The following is a 15843-nucleotide window of genomic DNA, read 5'->3' as shown; positions in this document are numbered from 1 at the left end:
CGACCGCAGCCCTCCCTCCCCGCCTCTCTTCTCCAGGTCCAGGCAGGGCTCAGGGAGGCGTACAGGGGATGTCAGCACCCCGACCACGCCCACACGGGCCGCCCACCTGCCCTGACGAGCACGTCGGCCAAGCCGGCGCGCAACATCCCCAGAGCAACCTCCAACGCAGCCTCCAAGACGCAACATCCAGCGCGGCACCAACAGCCCGGGCGAGGCGGTCGACGCCGGCACCAAGCAGATCGGCGTGGCCGGCGCCGAGACGGGCGGCGCGGACACCACCACCTGGGTCACCCCACCGGGCGACCACCCCTTCCTGGCCTGGGGCCAACGCGCGGCCATGTTCAAAAGCGCCCAGCACCCCGCGGCCGCCAAGCTCTACCTCAACTGGCTGCTCACACCGGAGTGGCAGGCCGTCGGCCAGCACGGCTGGGGCATGCGCACCGACGTCACCCCGACGGGACAGGGCATCTGGGTTGTCCCCCACGCCCACACCCGCGACTTCAACGAATTCATGGCCGACCGCGCCGCCGTCGAACGCTGGCGCCAGACCATGATTCTCTACTTCGGCGAAGTCTCCGGGCCGCCCACCCCCGGCCGGCTCGGACTGTCCCCCACCCGCCACCCCTGAACAACTCCGGCACCCCGCCCCGCCCTGAAAAAACCCATGACCCGGCCTGCGGGGATCATCTTCCGCGACGCTGACGGAACGTGGTGGTTGCAGGACCTCTTGGAGCAGAGTCTGTACCAGCAGAGCTTTACTCCCCCGCGTCGGCCAGGTGCGCCGCACGCTCCGTCGGCTCGAGAGGGAAGGGCGTCTGACGACGCCCTGGCGGGCAGTGCGCGGCGGCAACGGTCATAACGCGGCATGGTGGTCCGGGCATTGCGGTCGGCGAACACGAGCAGCCGCCGGGCCCGCGGGCGGTGCAGGGAAAGGTGCGCCCCTGTCATAGACGGTATGCCAGGCGGCACTGACAACGTCGTTGGCTGCCGGGGGCACGGAACTTGATGTGAGCGTCCAGCGGGACTGCGAGAAGAAGCGACCACCCAGCCCGGACCATGTGGTCACGGACGGGTGGTCACACTGTGTCTGTCTTCGTGCCCTGCTCAGCCTGGAGTCAGACCTGGCCGAAGAAACGGGAGGTGGGGTGGCTGGGATCGCCGCTGGCGTAGAACTGCTGCACCGCCTCGATGGCCACATCGACGGCGACAGGACCGCCCGTGAAGGCCATCTCCCTGGGGGCCTCCCTTCCCTCGCTGAGGGCGCCCAGCATGCGGCGATACTCCTCGGTGCTCAGCCTCCCGTCGCCGTCGACGTCGGCCGCCTGGACGACAGCCTCGGCCCACGGGCGGACAGCCTTGGCGAAGTCGTCCGGGGAGCCGAGCGGGCCGTCCGTGACGGCCTTGGAGAACTCCTGCCGCGTGATCCGGCCGTCCTGGTCGCCGTCCGCCGCTTGGGCCAGGTTGTCCCAGAACTGTCCAGCACCGTCCAGGATCGATCGGCCCTGGGAGGACTCCCGGGTGAAGCCGATGCCGGTCAGGAACCGCTGGGCCAGCTGCTCGAAGTCCTCTCGGGTGATCACGCCGTCGACGTCGAAGCTGTCGAAGTGCATTCCCGTCTTGCACTGGAAGAAGTTGTTGTCCATGGGGCCCTTCCCAGGTCGGTTGAGATGGCGTACGAAGGTCATCCTCCTGGCCGGTAAGCCGCCGCCCCGTGTGACATGCCGACCCGACGGGTGACGCAGGGGCCCCAGACCGTCCGCCGGGCCATGAGTGACTCCCGGCCGACGGCATCGTAGGTCTTGCTGAGGAAGTAGGCGGCCAGGCCGGCCACGATGGCCGCGGATGCGTTCGGGCCGGACAACTCCTTGGCGACGGAGATCGGCACGCTGCCGTCAGATCCGGCTCGAACTTGGTCATCGTCCGGGCGGAGGTGACTTTGGTTCCCGGGCGATGAGGTCTTGGCCCACCGTCGGCGCGCGCGAGCCGCGAAGTCCCAGCGGCGGAGTTCGGCCACACGTACGAGCGGGCCCGGCCCTCCGACTTTGCCGGGGCCGGGCCCGTGCCGCATACCAGCCCCGGTCGGCTGGTCTTCCCGCCCGGTTCGTGCGGCTGCGTGATGACCTGACCCCGCGTCAAGCGCCGGCGTTCCGCAGCCGACTCCCACTCCGTCAGGACCCGACGGGCAGCCGGCTCACTGCGTGATGCCCAGCTTCTGTCCGAGCTTCTGTGCCATCAGGTAGTGCTCACGCAGGGTCGGCAGGGCCTCCTGAGCGGCCTGCTTCAGCGAGAGGTTCTCGCCCTCGGTGGCTTCCTTCTCGAACGCGGCGATGGCCTGCCGGTGCGCCTCGAGCCCGGCCTTTGCCACGTAGGCGCGGTCGAAGTCGCTGCCCTTCAAGGGCCGAAGCGCGTCCAGGAGGCCGGTGTCGCTGTTGTCCTTGGGGATGGTCACGCCCTGCGGAGCGACGGCCTTCAACTGCACGAGCAGGCGCATGCTGTCGGCGATCATGTGCCGTGCGAAGGCCCGCACGTCCGCAGTGGACGTGGTCTTGTGCACCAACTTCCCCGCGTCGACACTGGTGCTGTACAGCATTGTCGCCGCCTGGACGAAGTCCCGGTCCATGGCCGGCAGCGGGTTGGCCGCGGTGACGGTGGCAGCCTCGGTGGGCATGATGTGCTCCTTACTCGGTGATGCACCGCACGGCTCTGGCCGGCGGCACGCTGTGGGTGGCCGTCGTCGACGCCGCCAGCCCGGGCGCCAAAGACGCACGGGCGCACAAGGGCCGGTCGGGACGTCGCCAGGACTGCTCAGACGGCGGTGAGGTACCAAACCTGCGTGAAGTCGTCCTGATCGGCCGGCCGCAGGCCCGCCAGAGGCGGGAAGACACCCAGCTTGTGCAGGCCGACCGCGACCGTACTGCCGTCATCGGGGCCGTCGGCCACAACGAGCTGCACACCCCCGTCCCCGGTCGTCACCTCGCGCAACTGCCACTCGTCCGGCTCCAGGTAGCCGAACACCACCTCCCAGTCGTAGGAGTCGTGGTCGTAGCCCATGTACGTCCCGGAGGCGACGTTGCGGAGGGTGACGTTGCCGGAGTCCAGCACCTCCACCTGCCACTGCTGCGCCTTCTCCATGCCCAGTTCATCGGGCGGGAGCAGGACGACCTGGGTCCGCACGTCGGCGTACCCGCCGAGCAGGGTCAGACGCAGATCGGCCTCGTTGGCGATCACGTAAGTACCGGAGGTCACGGGTGCCACGGTTGTTCTCTCCTTCGGTCACGCAACTGATCAGCATCAGCCAGCACCGTCCCCACAGGTGGAGCTGGCGCTGTCGATGTGATCTTGCGTTGCACAGCCGGGTTCCGAACTCTCCGACACACGCAATCCACTCGACCGTGGGCATTGGTCGCGATCTGGTCCCAGCAGAGACAACCAACTGATATCCGCACATTCCAGCCCGGGACCGCACCTGGCGCGAGGTGCGTTTGTCTCATGAGAGTTGGTGGGGCTCAGCCCGCCGCCACCGCACCGCTCCCGATATGCCGAGGCATTCACCCTGGGAGCCCGGGAGCCGATGCCGCTCAGAGCTGGGGCAGCGCTTTCGGGCCGCGGCCGGGGTCGCGGTATCACTGGATGAACGCGCGGGCGGCGGGACGGCGGGCGTCGCACGCCGGGCAGAGCGCGGTTACACGCTTGCCGAGCTGCTGCACGACGGCCTCCGCAAGGCGCTGGATCCGGCCCTGCTCCTCGCGACGTTCCGCCACGAAGCAGCGCGCTTCGCTGCGAGCCAAGCGGACCTCGACACCCACTGACCATCACGGTGCCCCCCCCGGCAACCTTGCCGGGGCCACCCCGCCCCGCCTCCCTTGTGTCGACCTGATTGCCCCCGGCGTCAACGTCGCCTCGGCCTGGACGTCCCCGGACACGCCGACCGCCACGAATGCCACGGAAACAGCCTCCGGCACAGGCGCCGCCGCCTCCGTGACAGCCGGACTGGCCGCCTACTTCCTCAGCAAGACCCCCGACCTCGCCGGCCACCCGCAAAAGCTCTACGACCTCCTGGCCAAATACAGCCGCACGGGCACGATCAAGAACAACCCTCCCGGCACCCCGAACCTCGCAGCGCACAACGGCACGACCAGCTGAGACCGCCCACCGCCCCACAGGACCGGGCTGCTACCAGCAGGCACCGACCTGAACATGGTTGCGGTCCCGTGCGGCGTGCGAAGCGAAGACACGGGACCGCCGGCCCCGCCGTCAGGTCCCGGCGGGCAATCGGACCGTACGGCAGCCCGCAGAGTGTCCGCATGTCCGATGGTGCGGAAGAGTGACCAGCGCTGCTTCGTCAAAAGCTGATCACCGTGAGCGTGTCGGGCTGATGTACGCCAGCATCGCCCGCCGGTGCTGCCTGCTGCGTGCCCCCGTTCCTTCCATCTCTGGGCGCCCTGAGTGGCGGTGTCCCGGAGGCGGGTGTCGAGTCGATAGCTGTTCTGTCTGCGTGTCGGCAAGAGGGAGTTGAGCACGCGCTCGGGTCGGCGTGTCCAGGGTGGGGTGGCCGCGAGGATGAAGGCGATGCGGTCGGCGAAACGGGCCTCGGGCAGGGGGATCTCGAGGTCGGGGTGGCGTCGGTAGCCGTGGTTCACCACGCGGGCGACGTAGTTGGTCAGGGCGTCCACCCGGTGCGTGCGGGGGCGGTCTGTACAGGTTGTCAGGCGGCTGAAGATGCGCAGGACGGTGGGGATGCTGGTGTCGAAGCGGAAGCGGTGCAGCGGCGGGTGGATGCCGGTGACCGTGATGGTGTCGCAGTCGGTCGCTTCCTGGAGGCCGCTCTGGCCGTAGTAGAAGGCGGCAGCGTAGTCCTCGCGGTGGGCGTGGTGGTGCAGGGAGAGGCAGTACGCGGCGGCGGGGTGTTCGGCTCCGGCGGTCCGCTGACCTGCTGGTTTCTCGCGACTGACAAGCCGACCTTGCGATCGAGGGGTCAGCATCACAGAAGTTGTGCCAGAGCCCGAGAACGGGCAGCGGGTGTTCATCACTTCGGGCGGCACCCCAGCCCAGAGCTGGTCGATTGCAGTCCCACCGCAGGGAGGCGTGGGCGTGCCTTGGGGCAGGGCGTCCACATGCACACGGCGAGACGGGCCAGAGCACTCAGCGGAAGTCCTCCGGCCCGCGTGAGGCCGGCGAACTGCCTGGGTCGTTGCTGCGGGTGGCTGATCCTGCTGGAGGACCTACTCGCAGTCGGCTTCCGGCTCAACGCCCCCGCACCGACGGACAAGGAGTCGGGTGGGCCCCGCCTCCATCCCCACGACTCGCCCGCCGTGCCTGAGCCGCACGCGCCCGTTACTCCTCGGCCTCCCGAAGTGGCGCAGCCGGTTGAGTGAGAAGGCAGGCCCGGGTGGCTCTGGGACGGCACGGTCGCAGGCCGGTCTACGCATGCGGACGGCTCGATCAAGCCTGTCGCCCCGCGGAACTACGCCTCCCTACGCAAAGCCGCGACCGCGCTTGTGGCCGGTGCGGGCATGGCCGCCGGAAACCGTTCCTGGGTGACTCCCGCCCGGAGGTCTCGTTGACGGCCCCCAGGTTGCCCGAGCCGTCGACCGCCTGCGCCGGAGGGTCAGGCGGTCGACGGCCGTCCTCGGAGGGCGGCGGCTGTGTCTGCTCCTTTCAGTCCCCGGCCGGTCCGGGAGTGACTGCTTGGGGGAAGGTGAACAGCTGGCCGGGATCGCAGGTGGCCTTGACGCGTTGCATCCTTGGGTAGTTCTCGCCGTGGTAGGCCACAGCCCATTCGGTGAGTTCGGGGTCCATGCCGTTGGTGTAGCCGCCGGCCCCGAGGTGGGGCTGCATGGTGGCGTGGGTGTCGCGTAGCCACTCAATCCGGCGCTCCACATGGGTGCGGTCGGTGAGCTGGTGCCAGTAGGAGTGGTATTGCACGACGCCGACGGCGGATCGGTGGGGGAAGGCTGTCGCGTCCGAGGGCCGGTCGTTGACTGCGCCGCCGAGGGCGTCGATGAGCAGGCCGCTGGCCCCGCCCACGCTGGTGAATTCGTGCAGCCGCTCGAGTGTTGCGGCCAGGTCGGCTGCTGATCTCTGGGTGAGGGGTTCACGCACGATGTGGGATTTGGCGGCGAAGGCGACGCGGGGGCCCCAGGTGCCGCTGCCCCAGCGGTCCGCTTCGCTGGCGGCCCGTGTGTAGTCGCAGGGGACGATGACCCGGCCGTCCTCGGGCCGGCCCACCCGGGAGGCCAGTTGGTCCAGTACTGGCTCGAGGTCGCCGGGAGTGCCGATGAAGGTTCCGGTCACGGTGGGCAGTGAGGGCATGCCACTGTCGCTGAGTTGCTCGAAGGCGCTGCACACCGCACGGGGTGTCGCCGGGTCGGCGTTGAAGGCCGTCCAGCCCTGGATCACGGCCGCGGTCGCGGTGGCGGGCCAGGTGATCATGAAGCGGGTGTAGCTGAGATCGCGGATGTCCTCGGTGGCGAACTCCAAAGAGGTGACGACACCGAAGTTGCCTCCGCCTCCACCGCACAGGGCCCAGAACAGGTCGTCGTCCGGGGGCAGCGAGTCGGGGTGCACGCGGCGGATGTGGCCGTCGGCGGTGACGATCTCGATTTCGGTCAGGTGGTCGCAGGCCAGCCCCCACGCCCTGGTGAACGCGGACAGTCCGCCGCCGAGAGTCACTCCGGCCAGACCGATGGTGGGGCAGCGGCCCAGCGGCAGTCCGGCTCCTGCTGCGGCCAGCGCCAGGTGGGCCTGCCCACCCTTCACACCGGCCCCGAACAGCGCCCTTCCCTCCCCCACAGCACTGGTGTTGAGGGAGCTGACGTCGAGGACGAGGCCGGGGCCGGTGGAGTATCCGGCGTAGCTGTGCCCGCCGGAGCGCAGCGCCAGCGGGACGCGGTCGGTGCGGGCGAAGTTGACGCACTCGACGACGTCGTGGACGTCGGCCGGGTAGGCGATCGCCTGCGGGCGGATGTCGTCGAAGCGCTGGTTGACCAGCAGGCGGGCCTGTTCGTAGGAGGCCTGCTCCGGCTGGAGCAGCACACCGCGCATGCCGGCCTGGAGCGCCGGCCAGCTCGTCCGGGACGTGCCTGAGAGCGCCCGGCGGGTCGGGGTGGCGGGGACGTGGGCGCTGCGCAGGGCGGACAGGGTGTGGATGTCGGTGAGCACCGGGTAGTCGAACGGCAGCGGTCGCGGGCCGACCTGGTCGGGTGGCGAGGTGAATCCACCGTCGCAGTCCTGCTGCTTCAGCAGGTACGTCACGGCCCGGCTCACCGAAAGCGGGGCTCCGTGCCGCGCCAGGACGGGGACGGCCTGGGCGGTGGAGAGCACGTCGCTGGTGTCGTCGGGGAGTTGGCCCCAGCCGCCGTCGCCGTGCTGCGTCTCGACAAGGCGCGCCACGGACCGGGCGGTGGCGACCGCGATTCGGGCAGCCAGATCGGGGGTCGCTGGGGGGATCGCGTGCAGCGCGTCCAGGGCGCGAAGGATGGCGCTGGACTCGCTGATCGTCCAGCTGCGCTCGAAGGTTCCGTCGGGAAGCTGAGCGTTGAGCACGAACTCCAGCGCGCCGGCGAGCAGCCGCTCGTGCTGTGCGGCGTTGGGGGCGAGCGCGAGGATCGCGCCGGCGGTCATGTCCAGATCCGGCGCGTCGTCGCGCACCCAGGTGGGGAAGGCGCCGTCCGGGCCGGCGATATCGGTCAGGTACCTGGTCGCCTTCTCGAGCGTGTCGTGGTGACGGGCGGGGTCGGCGGCGTGGAGGAACTCCATGCACCGGGTGGTGGTGTCCACATCGGTCTGCTGCATGCCGGTGGCGAACGGCCAGCCTCCGTCCGGGGCCTGCCAGGACGCCACGAGATCAGCCATCCTCGGAACGAACCGCGCCAGGGTGTCCTCGCCGGTGAACGCCAGACCCGCCACGGCGGTCAGCCACAGATCCTGGCTGTCCAGGAACGGCACGCCGTCGTCGGCGTTGACGGCGAGGCACAGCCGCAGCACACCGTCGGCGAGCACCTGCGCGCCGGGCCGGAAGGTGCGCATCGCGTGCAGGCCGAGCAGGTGGGTGGTGGCGCTGGCCTCCCACAGCACCCTGTCGCGCCCCAAGGACATCAGCGACACCAGACGGTCCCGCTCCGCGTCGGTGACCGCGTGCGGACGGCCGCAGGCGTACGCGTGGATGATCCGGGTCGACAAAACGTGCACGTCGGTGAAGGTGGTGATGCCCTCCGGGCCGGCCGGCGCGGGAGCGTCGCTGTGGTCCAGGGGGGAACCGCACAGCAGGTGCAGCACCGTGGCCAGCATCACGGATTTGAGCCGCCCGCGCCCGGCGGTGCCGCTGCTGACCGTCATCGGCAGGTCGGCGGCCATCTCCCGCACAGGGCCGGCCATGCCCGCCGGGTCCAGACAGGCGTCGATCAGCAGGGCGTCCACCCGGCCGGCGCCGGGCCGGCGTCCCTTCAGGAAGCCTGTGAGCCGCTCCTGCTCGCCCGGTTCGACATCCAGTTCTCGCAGCAGGGCCAGCAGCAGTGTGGACTCCAGCATGCGGCTGCCGCACCGATCGTCCACGCTGCCGTCCGCGTGCACGGCCGCGGCCAGGTGCTGTGTGAGCGCGCGCACCCCCCGCTCGCGGGTGTCGGCGGTGATGCCGCGGCCTGCCGGATTGCGGTGGGTTTCGCGCTGCCACGCAAGCGAGCCGTCCCGCACGCGGCGGATCGGCGCCGCCCGGTCGCCGTTCGCGGCCCGGTCGAATTCGTCCATGCGCTCGGCCAGCATGCTCCGGGCCAGCGCCGCTGCCTTGGACCGGCTGCACCGGTGGTGGCGGACCAGTACACCGACGAGATTGTCCGTACCCTCCTCGAGTTCCCGCGGTGCCGAACGCAGATCGTTCGTCCAGGCGACGATGTCCGCAGCCGCGGCCCGCAACCCATCGAGCTCGCGCGCCGCGGGCAACGCCCGTTCCACCACGGCGAGCACGGGCAGCACAGTGATCGTGCGACGGCGCAGCGCCAGGTAGTCGTCGAGCCCCAGTTGTTCACCGCGGGCGCGCAGCCGCATCTCGGTGCACGTGGCCTCGGCGAAGTCCCGGTACAGCGCGAGGAACCGCTGTCGCCATCCCGGCCGGGCCGAGACCCTGGTGCGCTCCCACAGGTCGGCGAGCGCGGTAACGGCGGGCGCCGCCGTCACCGGATATCTGGTTCCGTCCGCGCTGGCGAGCACGTCGAGCAGCTGGTCCAGCACCGTACGGACCTGCTGCGGTGAACGGCCGGGCACATCGAAGCTGTCGTCGACCAGCGCGATGAAAGCACCCCACTGCGCCAGCAGCGCCAGCTCCGCCGGGCTGGCCTTGGGGGCCAGCCAACCGGCCATGCGCCCCTGCCCCATCCGGGCCAGCCGCCGCGTCTGCTCCTCGCCCGCGACGAGGCCGTGCCGCAACGCCCAGGAGCGCACCTGCCGTTCGGCATCAACCCAGCCATGACTGCAAGCTGTGATCAGCTTGTTGCATTGTGTAAACATCAGGCGAGAAGCTACCGGAATGGAGCAATCCACAGGACCCATCCAGGCGGTCACCAAGGGGCGGACAGTGGCACACCCGACGACAACAAGCACATCCATGCGCCCCCAGCCGGCGCAGACGGCCCCCGCTGCCCCGGTCAGCGTCACATCTCAGCGGGTGTCGCATGGGTGCAGGGCTTCGGCCGTGGGGGACCCGTCGATCACCTAGGAGCGGACCGAGCCGACGCCACCCATCGCGATCAACGCGCCCGTCGCCACCGGTGTCCAGTGCATCGCCGACGCTCCGCGTCGACTCCCTCCTCTTCCAGTTGCACGCACCAGACCCCGCTCGACCCAGCCAAATACGCCGCACCTCACAACCAGCCTGTCCGAACACCCTAGTTGGCCCGAGTGCCCGAAGGCGGCCTGCCAGGGAACCGGCACAGCAGCTCTGATCAGGCCCTGTTGAACGCTGGGAACTGCTCACCGAGCGTGTGGTCCCGCTGCTGTGGGCTCGACGACCTTGCGCTGCCTTGCGAACCGCACGGAGCGGCGCGTCCACCGAACCACGATCGGGTGCGACCGCACTGCACCGGGCTGGGCAAGGATGGACTGCGCTCGACCCGGGCGGGCCTCGACGCGCTGCCCAATCTCATCCCCCACGACCCGCCCCCGGACCACTGGGCCGCCCCGGACAAGGCGCGCTCGAAGTAGCCCGCCCCCTTCCGGGTGCTCGTGTGATGTACGGCGGATACGGGGTACTCCGGGGCAGGCAGGTTCCGGATCAAGGGATCGGCGAGGCCCGCGGTTCGGAAGAGCAGTCCCTGCGTGCGCTCCCACGGCCGGGGCAGGACGCGGGAGCAGTCGCTGCCGAACGGGCTGCCCGGCAGCGACCCACAAGAAGGGGGAGCCCGGTGGGTGGCCGGCTCCCCCGTCACGCCGGCCGCGGCCTCTTTGCAGGGAGCGGGCCGCGGCAGGCACGTGACCGCCACGGCGGCTCAGGCGTTGAACACGTCCTCGTGTGTGCACAACACAGATGGTGAGGGCCCGGTCACGTCATGGCACGGGCCCTCACCCCTGCCCGGCCCCTGCCCGCATCCGCTCCGGGTCGCGGGGTCTGTGGCGGGGGGCGTAGACCGGATCTATGGTGCTCAGGCCGCCGGTGGAGCCGATGCTGGCGCAGGCCCGTGACACGGTGCCCGCGCCCGGCGTGGGCGCCCGGAGAAGTGGCCGCGCCGCGACATCGTGGACGCCATCCGCTACGTGGTCGACACGGGATGCAAGTGGAGGGCGCTGCTGCACGACTTTCCGCCGTTCCAGACCGTGTTCGGCTTCTACAGCCGCCGGATCAGGGCGGGCGTCTTCAACCTCATCCGCGACCAGCTGAGACGGCGCGTACGACGCGCAGCCGGCACCTACCCCAACGGCGTGGCCGTCGTGATCGACTCCCAGACCGTCAAGGTCGCCGCCACTGTCCCGAAAGCCACATCCGGTTACGACCCGGGCAAGAACATGTCGGGCAGCAAGAGACACATCGTCGTCGACACCCGCGGGCTGCTGCCGTTCGTGCTGGTGACGCCGGGCAACGTCCACGACAGCGTCGCGGCCCGCGAAGTTCTCTTCCGACTTCGCCTCATACACCCGGAGATCACCATCGTCTGGGCGGACACCATCTACGCGGGCACGCTCGTGACCTGGGCGAAATCGTTCCTCGGCCTCACTGTCAAGACCGTGAGCAGACCCAAAGGCGCGCGGGGCTTCGTTCTCCTCCCGCGCCGTTGGGTGGTTGAACGCAGTCTCGCCTGGTGGCTCCAAGCCCGCCGCAACGTCCGCGGCTATGAGACGAAGCCCGAGCATGCCGAGGCGATGCTCACTATCGCCGCCATCACGCTGATGACCCGCCGCCTCACCCGGCAGCCCGTCCACCCCACCGCCGCTCCACCCCGGCCAACAGCTGCAGTTGCGACCGTCGCGTGACCCCAGGGTTCAGCCTGGCCAATGATTCGGAACCGGGCTGACCGCCACCACACCGTCCTGGACCGGCTCCCCGCAGCTTGCACGTGAGCCCATCACTGCCTGACCAGTTCGGCCAGGCCGCCGTCGGCGATGGTCATGGTCGTGCCGACGGCGGCCTTCGCGCTGTACTCCTCACCCGCCTTGCAGTCGTTGCGGTTGCCGGGCAGGGGCCGGCCGACCACGACGACGAGACGCGTGTCGGAGTCGATCAGGCCTCTGACGCATCGACGTTCAGGGTGACCTTCCACAGGGCAACGGAGTCAGGGCAGACAGCATCGCCGACCGCTTGGCACGTCCTTTGTGCAACGAGGTCGACCGCGCCCTCACCCACAGCCTTGAAACTGCCGGGGATGTCCACGGTCTCATCGTCCGCGTCGGTGTCGGGAGCCAGCACAGCCTCGTCAGAGCTCTTGGCTTTACTGAACGTGAACGTCAGGCCGTCCTCCTCGTACGGGTCGAGCTTGACCTGCACCTCCTGGCCGACAGTGGCGTCAAAGGTCTTCCCGGAGTCATCGTTGGACAGCTTCACCACGCCGCCGGGGTCCGGCGCCGCCTGGGCGTCCGGGAGCGCTGTCGGGGCGATGAGTGCGGTGACCGCGAGCGCGGTAGCAGCGAGCATGGTCCTGCCGAGCAGGGAGATTCTCCTTGATCACGTGGCGGGACCAGCTAAGCGCGACCCCTGCGACCAGTACCAATCACCACACACCGATTCACCCGAAGGGCCGCCCACCGCCTGACAGGAGCCAGACTCTCCATTGCACGACGAGCCTCGGCGATCTCCTCGCAGCCCTCGAACGCGGCCGACATCCCGACCGGCCGACCGCCAGCGACTGTCGGCATCCGACTTCCGTAACTTGCCCGCCCTTCACGGCGCCGGTGGCGGTTGGAAGACAGGTTCTGAGGAGCTCGTGATCCGGGGCAGCGCGCAGCGGTATCTGCTGGGGGCCAGGGCGCTGTACAAGGTCAGACGCCGGGACACCACCGAAGCGGTGATCGGCGCGATCACCGGAAGCCTCGCGCGGCCGCAGACACTCGTCCTGGGCCGCCTCGACGAAGCCGGGGTGCTGCGGCCGGTGGCCCGGAGCACCCCGCTGCACCCCGACGCCACCCGGCAGCTGGCCGAGCACCTGGTGCCGGCGGCGCCCGGGCATCCGTGGGAGGGCGTGCGGTTCACCACCTCATGGGGCTCACGCACCCCGCTGGACGTGATCCTGGTCGAGCCGCTGCTCGTGGCCGAGATCGTGGCGGACACGGCCCAGGAGCGGGGAGCGTGGCGGCATCCCGAGCGGCTCGCCCGGCTGCGCCACGACGTCACGGTCGATGACGTGCCGCTGTTCGGGACCGGCCCGCCAGCCGCGGCAGGATGACCCGTGGGCGCGCCGGGTGGGCTGTCACTCCAGAATTCCCAGTTCCGTGTCCGGCCAGCAGAACGTACAGGCCGTCGTCCCACCCGCGAGTGCCCGCCACACTGTGTCCGCACCCACCCGTCAGCCGTCAGCTTGTCCCGCTTCGGGCGTTCAGGCTGCCCCGTTGACGATGACGTCGAAGGCATCCAGCGTGCCCAGCACTGGTGACCCCGCGGTTTCCCCCTGCTGGTAGAACATGACCGGCTCCTGCAGTGTGTACAGCTGGTTGACCGGGGGGATGCCTTCAAGCCGGTCGCCCGCAGGGTCGCGTACTTCGCCGGGTCCGCGGCGGGGCGCGGTGGGTACCCGGGGTACCCCGCCTGAGACGCCGGCACCGCCCGGCTGCTGCCACGGCTGCTCAAGGGACGCGGTCGTGGTCCAGTGTTCGTCACCCACCGCCGCCCCGGACCGGGCAAGGTCGTCAGTCCCCGCAATGTCTGCCCGGACACCGGTTTCGCCCGGCTCTCTTACGGCCAGGCGCGGGCGCTGCTGGACGAGCACTCCGCGCTGCGCGGGCCGGGGGCAGGCTGGGACCTGCACGAGTGGCGGCATTCGTCGCTGACGCACCTTGGTGAGGCCGGGGCGAGCCTGCTGATGTTGATGGCCAAGTCCCGGCACAAGAAGCCGGAGAACCTTCGCCGCTACTTCAAGCCCTCTCTCGAGGCGATCTCCGAACTGACCAGCCTGCTTGCGCCCTGCGACTCCCGGCGTTGATCCATCGGAGCCCTGGTCTGCCTGGCGGGCTTGGCCGTGATCATGTACGTGCCGCGCAGCCACTGACCGAACGCTGTCCCCTTCGGGGCGTTGGCCGCGGAGTCAGTCGGCGTTGTCGGGGATGAATCGGTAGCCGATGCCGGGTTCGGTGATGAGGTAGCGGGGATGGGAGGGTGCGGGTTCGAGTTTGCGGCGGAGGTTGGCGAGGTGGACGCGTAGGTAGTTGGTCTCCTTTTCATAGCGCGGTCCCCAGACTTCATGGAGGAGTTGGCGCTGGGTGACCAGGCGTCCGGGGTGGCGGACGAGGGTTTCCAGCAGGTGCCATTCGGTGGGGGTGAGCCGGGTTTCGCCGGCGGGGGTGGTGACGCGTTTGGCGGCGAGGTCGATGGTGAAGGCCGCGGTGGTGATGACGGGCTGCTCTTCGGCGGGGGTGGCGCGGCGCAGGGCGGCGCGGATGCGGGCGAGAAGTTCGCCCATGCCGAAGGGTTTGGTGACGTAGTCGTCGGCGCCGGCGTCCAGGGCGTTGATCTTGGCGCTCTCGTCGTGGCGGGCGGACAGGACGATGATCGGGGCGGTGGACCAGCCGCGCAGGCTTTCGACGATGTTGATGCCGTCCATGTCGGGCAGGCCGAGGTCGATGACGGCGGCATCCGGCGGCGTGGTGGCGGCGGCGTGCAGGGCGGTGGTGGCGTCGGGAGCGGCGTTGGTTTCGTAGCCGCGTGCCGTCAGGGCGATGGTGAGGGCGCGCAGCAGGTGGGGGTCGTCGTCGACGATGAGGATGCGGGTCATGGTGCTGTGGGGAGAGTAAGGGTCATGGTCAGGCCGCCGCCGGGGGTGTCGGTGGGGGTGAGGGTGCCGTTCATGGCTTCGGTGAAGCCGCGGGCGATGGCCAGGCCGAGACCGAGGCCGTGGTGGGTGGTGTGGTCGTCCAGGCGCTGGAAGGGGGTGAAGATGCGTTCCCGCTGGTCGGCGGGGACACCGGGGCCGTGGTCGGTGACGTGCAGGCGGATCGTGTTTCCTTCCTGGCGGGCGTGCAGGCGGACCGGCTGGTCGGGCGGGCCGGCCTGCAGCGCGTTGGCTACCAGGTTGGCGACGACGCGTTCCAGGAGACCCGGGTCGGCCCAGAGCGGGGGCAGGTCGTCGGGGACATCGACCTCGACAGCTCGGCCGGGAGGCACGGGGGTGTGCAGGAGGGCGGCGGCGGTAATCTCGTCCAGCGCGGCGGCTCGGGGGTGGACGCTGAGGGCGCCGGCCTGCAGGCGGCTGAGCGCAAGGAGGTTCTCCACCAGGTCGTTCATCTTGTCGGCGGAGGCGTCCACGGTGGCCAGAAGTTCGGCCTGCTGGGCGTCGCTGAGTTCCAGGTCCGGTTCGCGCAGGCTGGAGACGCACGCCTTGATGCCGGCGAGCGGGGTGCGCAGGTCGTGACCCACGGCGGCCAGCAGGGCCGCCCGCAGCTTGTCGATCTCGGTCAGTTCCCGCGCGCGGGCGGCCTGGGCGGCCAGGCGCTCGGCCTGCAGCGCACGAGCGGCGGCGGTGGCCAGCAGGGTGAGGAAGCGCTGGTCGGCGGCGAAGACGGCCGGACCGTCCGCCACCAGCCGCAGGTGCTTCCCCGCCGACGCGGACAGTGTCGGATGATCAGATGGCGGCTCGCCGACGACGGCGACCGGGCGTTCACCGACACCGTCGAGTTCCAAGAGGGCGGCGCCGGTAGTGCCGAACGTGTCCCGGACGTGCTCCAGCACTGCGTTCAGCGGCCGTTCCTCCAGCGGTGCCTCGGTGATGCGTGCCAGCAGGGCGGCCTCGACGCCGCTGCGGGCCGCGGCGGCGCGCTGCCGGGCGGCCAGGTCGACCGCGACGCTGACGGTGGTGGCCACCACCACGTAGACGGCCAGGGTGATGACCAGGTCGCGGCTTTCGACGGTCAGAGTGTGAAAGGGCGGGACGAAGAAGAAGTTGACGAGCCCGTCGGAGGCGACGGCGGCCGCCAGCGCCAGGCGCAGGCCGCTGGTGGCGGCGACGATGACCACCGCGGTGAGGTAGATGAGCACGATGCTGGCCAGCGACAACGAAGCCCTCGCGGGCACCAGGCCCGCGGTGAGGATCGCCAGGCCCGCCGCGGGGGGGGGGGGGGGGGGCGCCGCCGCCGCCCCCCCCCCCCCCCCGCGGGCGGGGGGGCGGCGGCGGCCCCCGCCCACGCAGCACCACGCATCAAACAGCTCCCGACGGG

The 15843-nt window shown here is 70.3% G+C and carries 12 protein-coding genes and 3 pseudogenes; 6 read left to right on the top strand and 9 right to left on the bottom strand.

What is annotated here, in order from left to right:
- Nucleotides 1–244: 244 nt before the first annotated feature.
- Entirely contained in the window at nt 245–628 is a 384-nt protein-coding gene (locus tag ACIQ6Y_RS37610) for a hypothetical protein (RefSeq protein ID WP_404046875.1), read from the top strand.
- Nucleotides 629–1115: 487 nt separating this feature from the next.
- On the opposite strand, the gene ACIQ6Y_RS37605 is transcribed toward ACIQ6Y_RS37610, so the two are convergent.
- From ACIQ6Y_RS37605 to ACIQ6Y_RS37590, 4 genes are all read right to left on the bottom strand, one after another.
- Nucleotides 1116–1643 (bottom strand): EF-hand domain-containing protein, encoded by a 528-nt coding sequence (locus tag ACIQ6Y_RS37605; RefSeq protein WP_404046872.1) that lies wholly within the window; start codon nt 1641–1643, stop codon nt 1116–1118.
- A 548-nt stretch (nt 1644–2191) separates the two neighbouring features.
- Nucleotides 2192–2668 carry a DUF4142 domain-containing protein gene (locus tag ACIQ6Y_RS37600; protein ID WP_404046870.1) on the bottom strand — a complete coding sequence of 159 codons (477 nt, stop codon included), beginning with the start codon at nt 2666–2668 and terminating at the stop codon, nt 2192–2194.
- Between the two features lie 137 nt (nt 2669–2805).
- Nucleotides 2806–3255 (bottom strand): RICIN domain-containing protein, encoded by a 450-nt coding sequence (locus tag ACIQ6Y_RS37595; RefSeq protein ID WP_404046867.1) that lies wholly within the window; start codon nt 3253–3255, stop codon nt 2806–2808.
- Nucleotides 3256–3623: 368 nt separating this feature from the next.
- Nucleotides 3624–3806 (bottom strand): hypothetical protein, encoded by a 183-nt coding sequence (locus ACIQ6Y_RS37590; RefSeq protein ID WP_404046864.1) that lies wholly within the window; start codon nt 3804–3806, stop codon nt 3624–3626.
- A 172-nt stretch (nt 3807–3978) separates the two neighbouring features.
- On the opposite strand from ACIQ6Y_RS37590, the gene ACIQ6Y_RS37585 reads away from it, so the two are divergent.
- The gene (locus ACIQ6Y_RS37585) at nt 3979–4143 is read left to right on the top strand and encodes a hypothetical protein (RefSeq protein WP_404046861.1); all 165 of its coding nucleotides are present in this window, start codon (nt 3979–3981) and stop codon (nt 4141–4143) included.
- A 1515-nt stretch (nt 4144–5658) separates the two neighbouring features.
- Here the strand turns inward: ACIQ6Y_RS37585 and ACIQ6Y_RS37580 are convergent.
- The gene (locus ACIQ6Y_RS37580) at nt 5659–9501 is read right to left on the bottom strand and encodes an FAD-binding protein (protein WP_404046860.1); all 3843 of its coding nucleotides are present in this window, start codon (nt 9499–9501) and stop codon (nt 5659–5661) included.
- 555 nt (nt 9502–10056) lie between these two features.
- On the opposite strand from ACIQ6Y_RS37580, the gene ACIQ6Y_RS37575 reads away from it, so the two are divergent.
- Nucleotides 10057–10194 carry a hypothetical protein gene (locus ACIQ6Y_RS37575; protein WP_404046857.1) on the top strand — a complete coding sequence of 46 codons (138 nt, stop codon included), beginning with the start codon at nt 10057–10059 and terminating at the stop codon, nt 10192–10194.
- 489 nt (nt 10195–10683) lie between these two features.
- Nucleotides 10684–11436, top strand: a pseudogene (locus ACIQ6Y_RS37570) (IS5 family transposase); the annotation flags it as partial.
- Between the two features lie 137 nt (nt 11437–11573).
- Here the strand turns inward: ACIQ6Y_RS37570 and ACIQ6Y_RS37565 are convergent.
- Nucleotides 11574–11708, bottom strand: a pseudogene (locus tag ACIQ6Y_RS37565) (IS5/IS1182 family transposase); the annotation flags it as partial.
- Nucleotides 11705–12115, bottom strand: coding sequence for a hypothetical protein (locus ACIQ6Y_RS37560; RefSeq protein ID WP_404046855.1), 411 nt, complete (start codon nt 12113–12115; stop codon nt 11705–11707). The gene ACIQ6Y_RS37560 and the pseudogene ACIQ6Y_RS37565, both read right to left, overlap by 4 nt.
- A 289-nt stretch (nt 12116–12404) precedes the next feature.
- On the opposite strand from ACIQ6Y_RS37560, the gene ACIQ6Y_RS37555 reads away from it, so the two are divergent.
- Nucleotides 12405–12863 carry a hypothetical protein gene (locus tag ACIQ6Y_RS37555; RefSeq protein WP_404046853.1) on the top strand — a complete coding sequence of 153 codons (459 nt, stop codon included), beginning with the start codon at nt 12405–12407 and terminating at the stop codon, nt 12861–12863.
- 363 nt (nt 12864–13226) lie between these two features.
- Nucleotides 13227–13616 (top strand): annotated as a pseudogene (locus tag ACIQ6Y_RS37550) (site-specific integrase); the annotation flags it as partial.
- Nucleotides 13617–13718: 102 nt separating this feature from the next.
- On the opposite strand, the gene ACIQ6Y_RS37545 reads toward ACIQ6Y_RS37550, so the two are convergent.
- Nucleotides 13719–14405 (bottom strand): response regulator, encoded by a 687-nt coding sequence (locus ACIQ6Y_RS37545; protein ID WP_404046850.1) that lies wholly within the window; start codon nt 14403–14405, stop codon nt 13719–13721.
- Complete coding sequence (locus ACIQ6Y_RS37540) at nt 14402–15811, bottom strand: ATP-binding protein (protein ID WP_404047013.1); 1410 nt, start codon at nt 15809–15811, stop codon at nt 14402–14404. The genes ACIQ6Y_RS37545 and ACIQ6Y_RS37540 overlap by 4 nt, the downstream gene beginning before the upstream one ends.
- Nucleotides 15812–15843: the final 32 nt, after the last annotated feature.

It is taken from the genome of Streptomyces sp. NPDC096205 (assembly GCF_044763135.1).
Taxonomy (GTDB): Bacteria; Actinomycetota; Actinomycetes; order Streptomycetales; family Streptomycetaceae; genus Streptomyces.
Note: the sequence above shows the minus strand (reverse complement) of the source record. Positions and strands in the feature narration are given on the sequence as shown.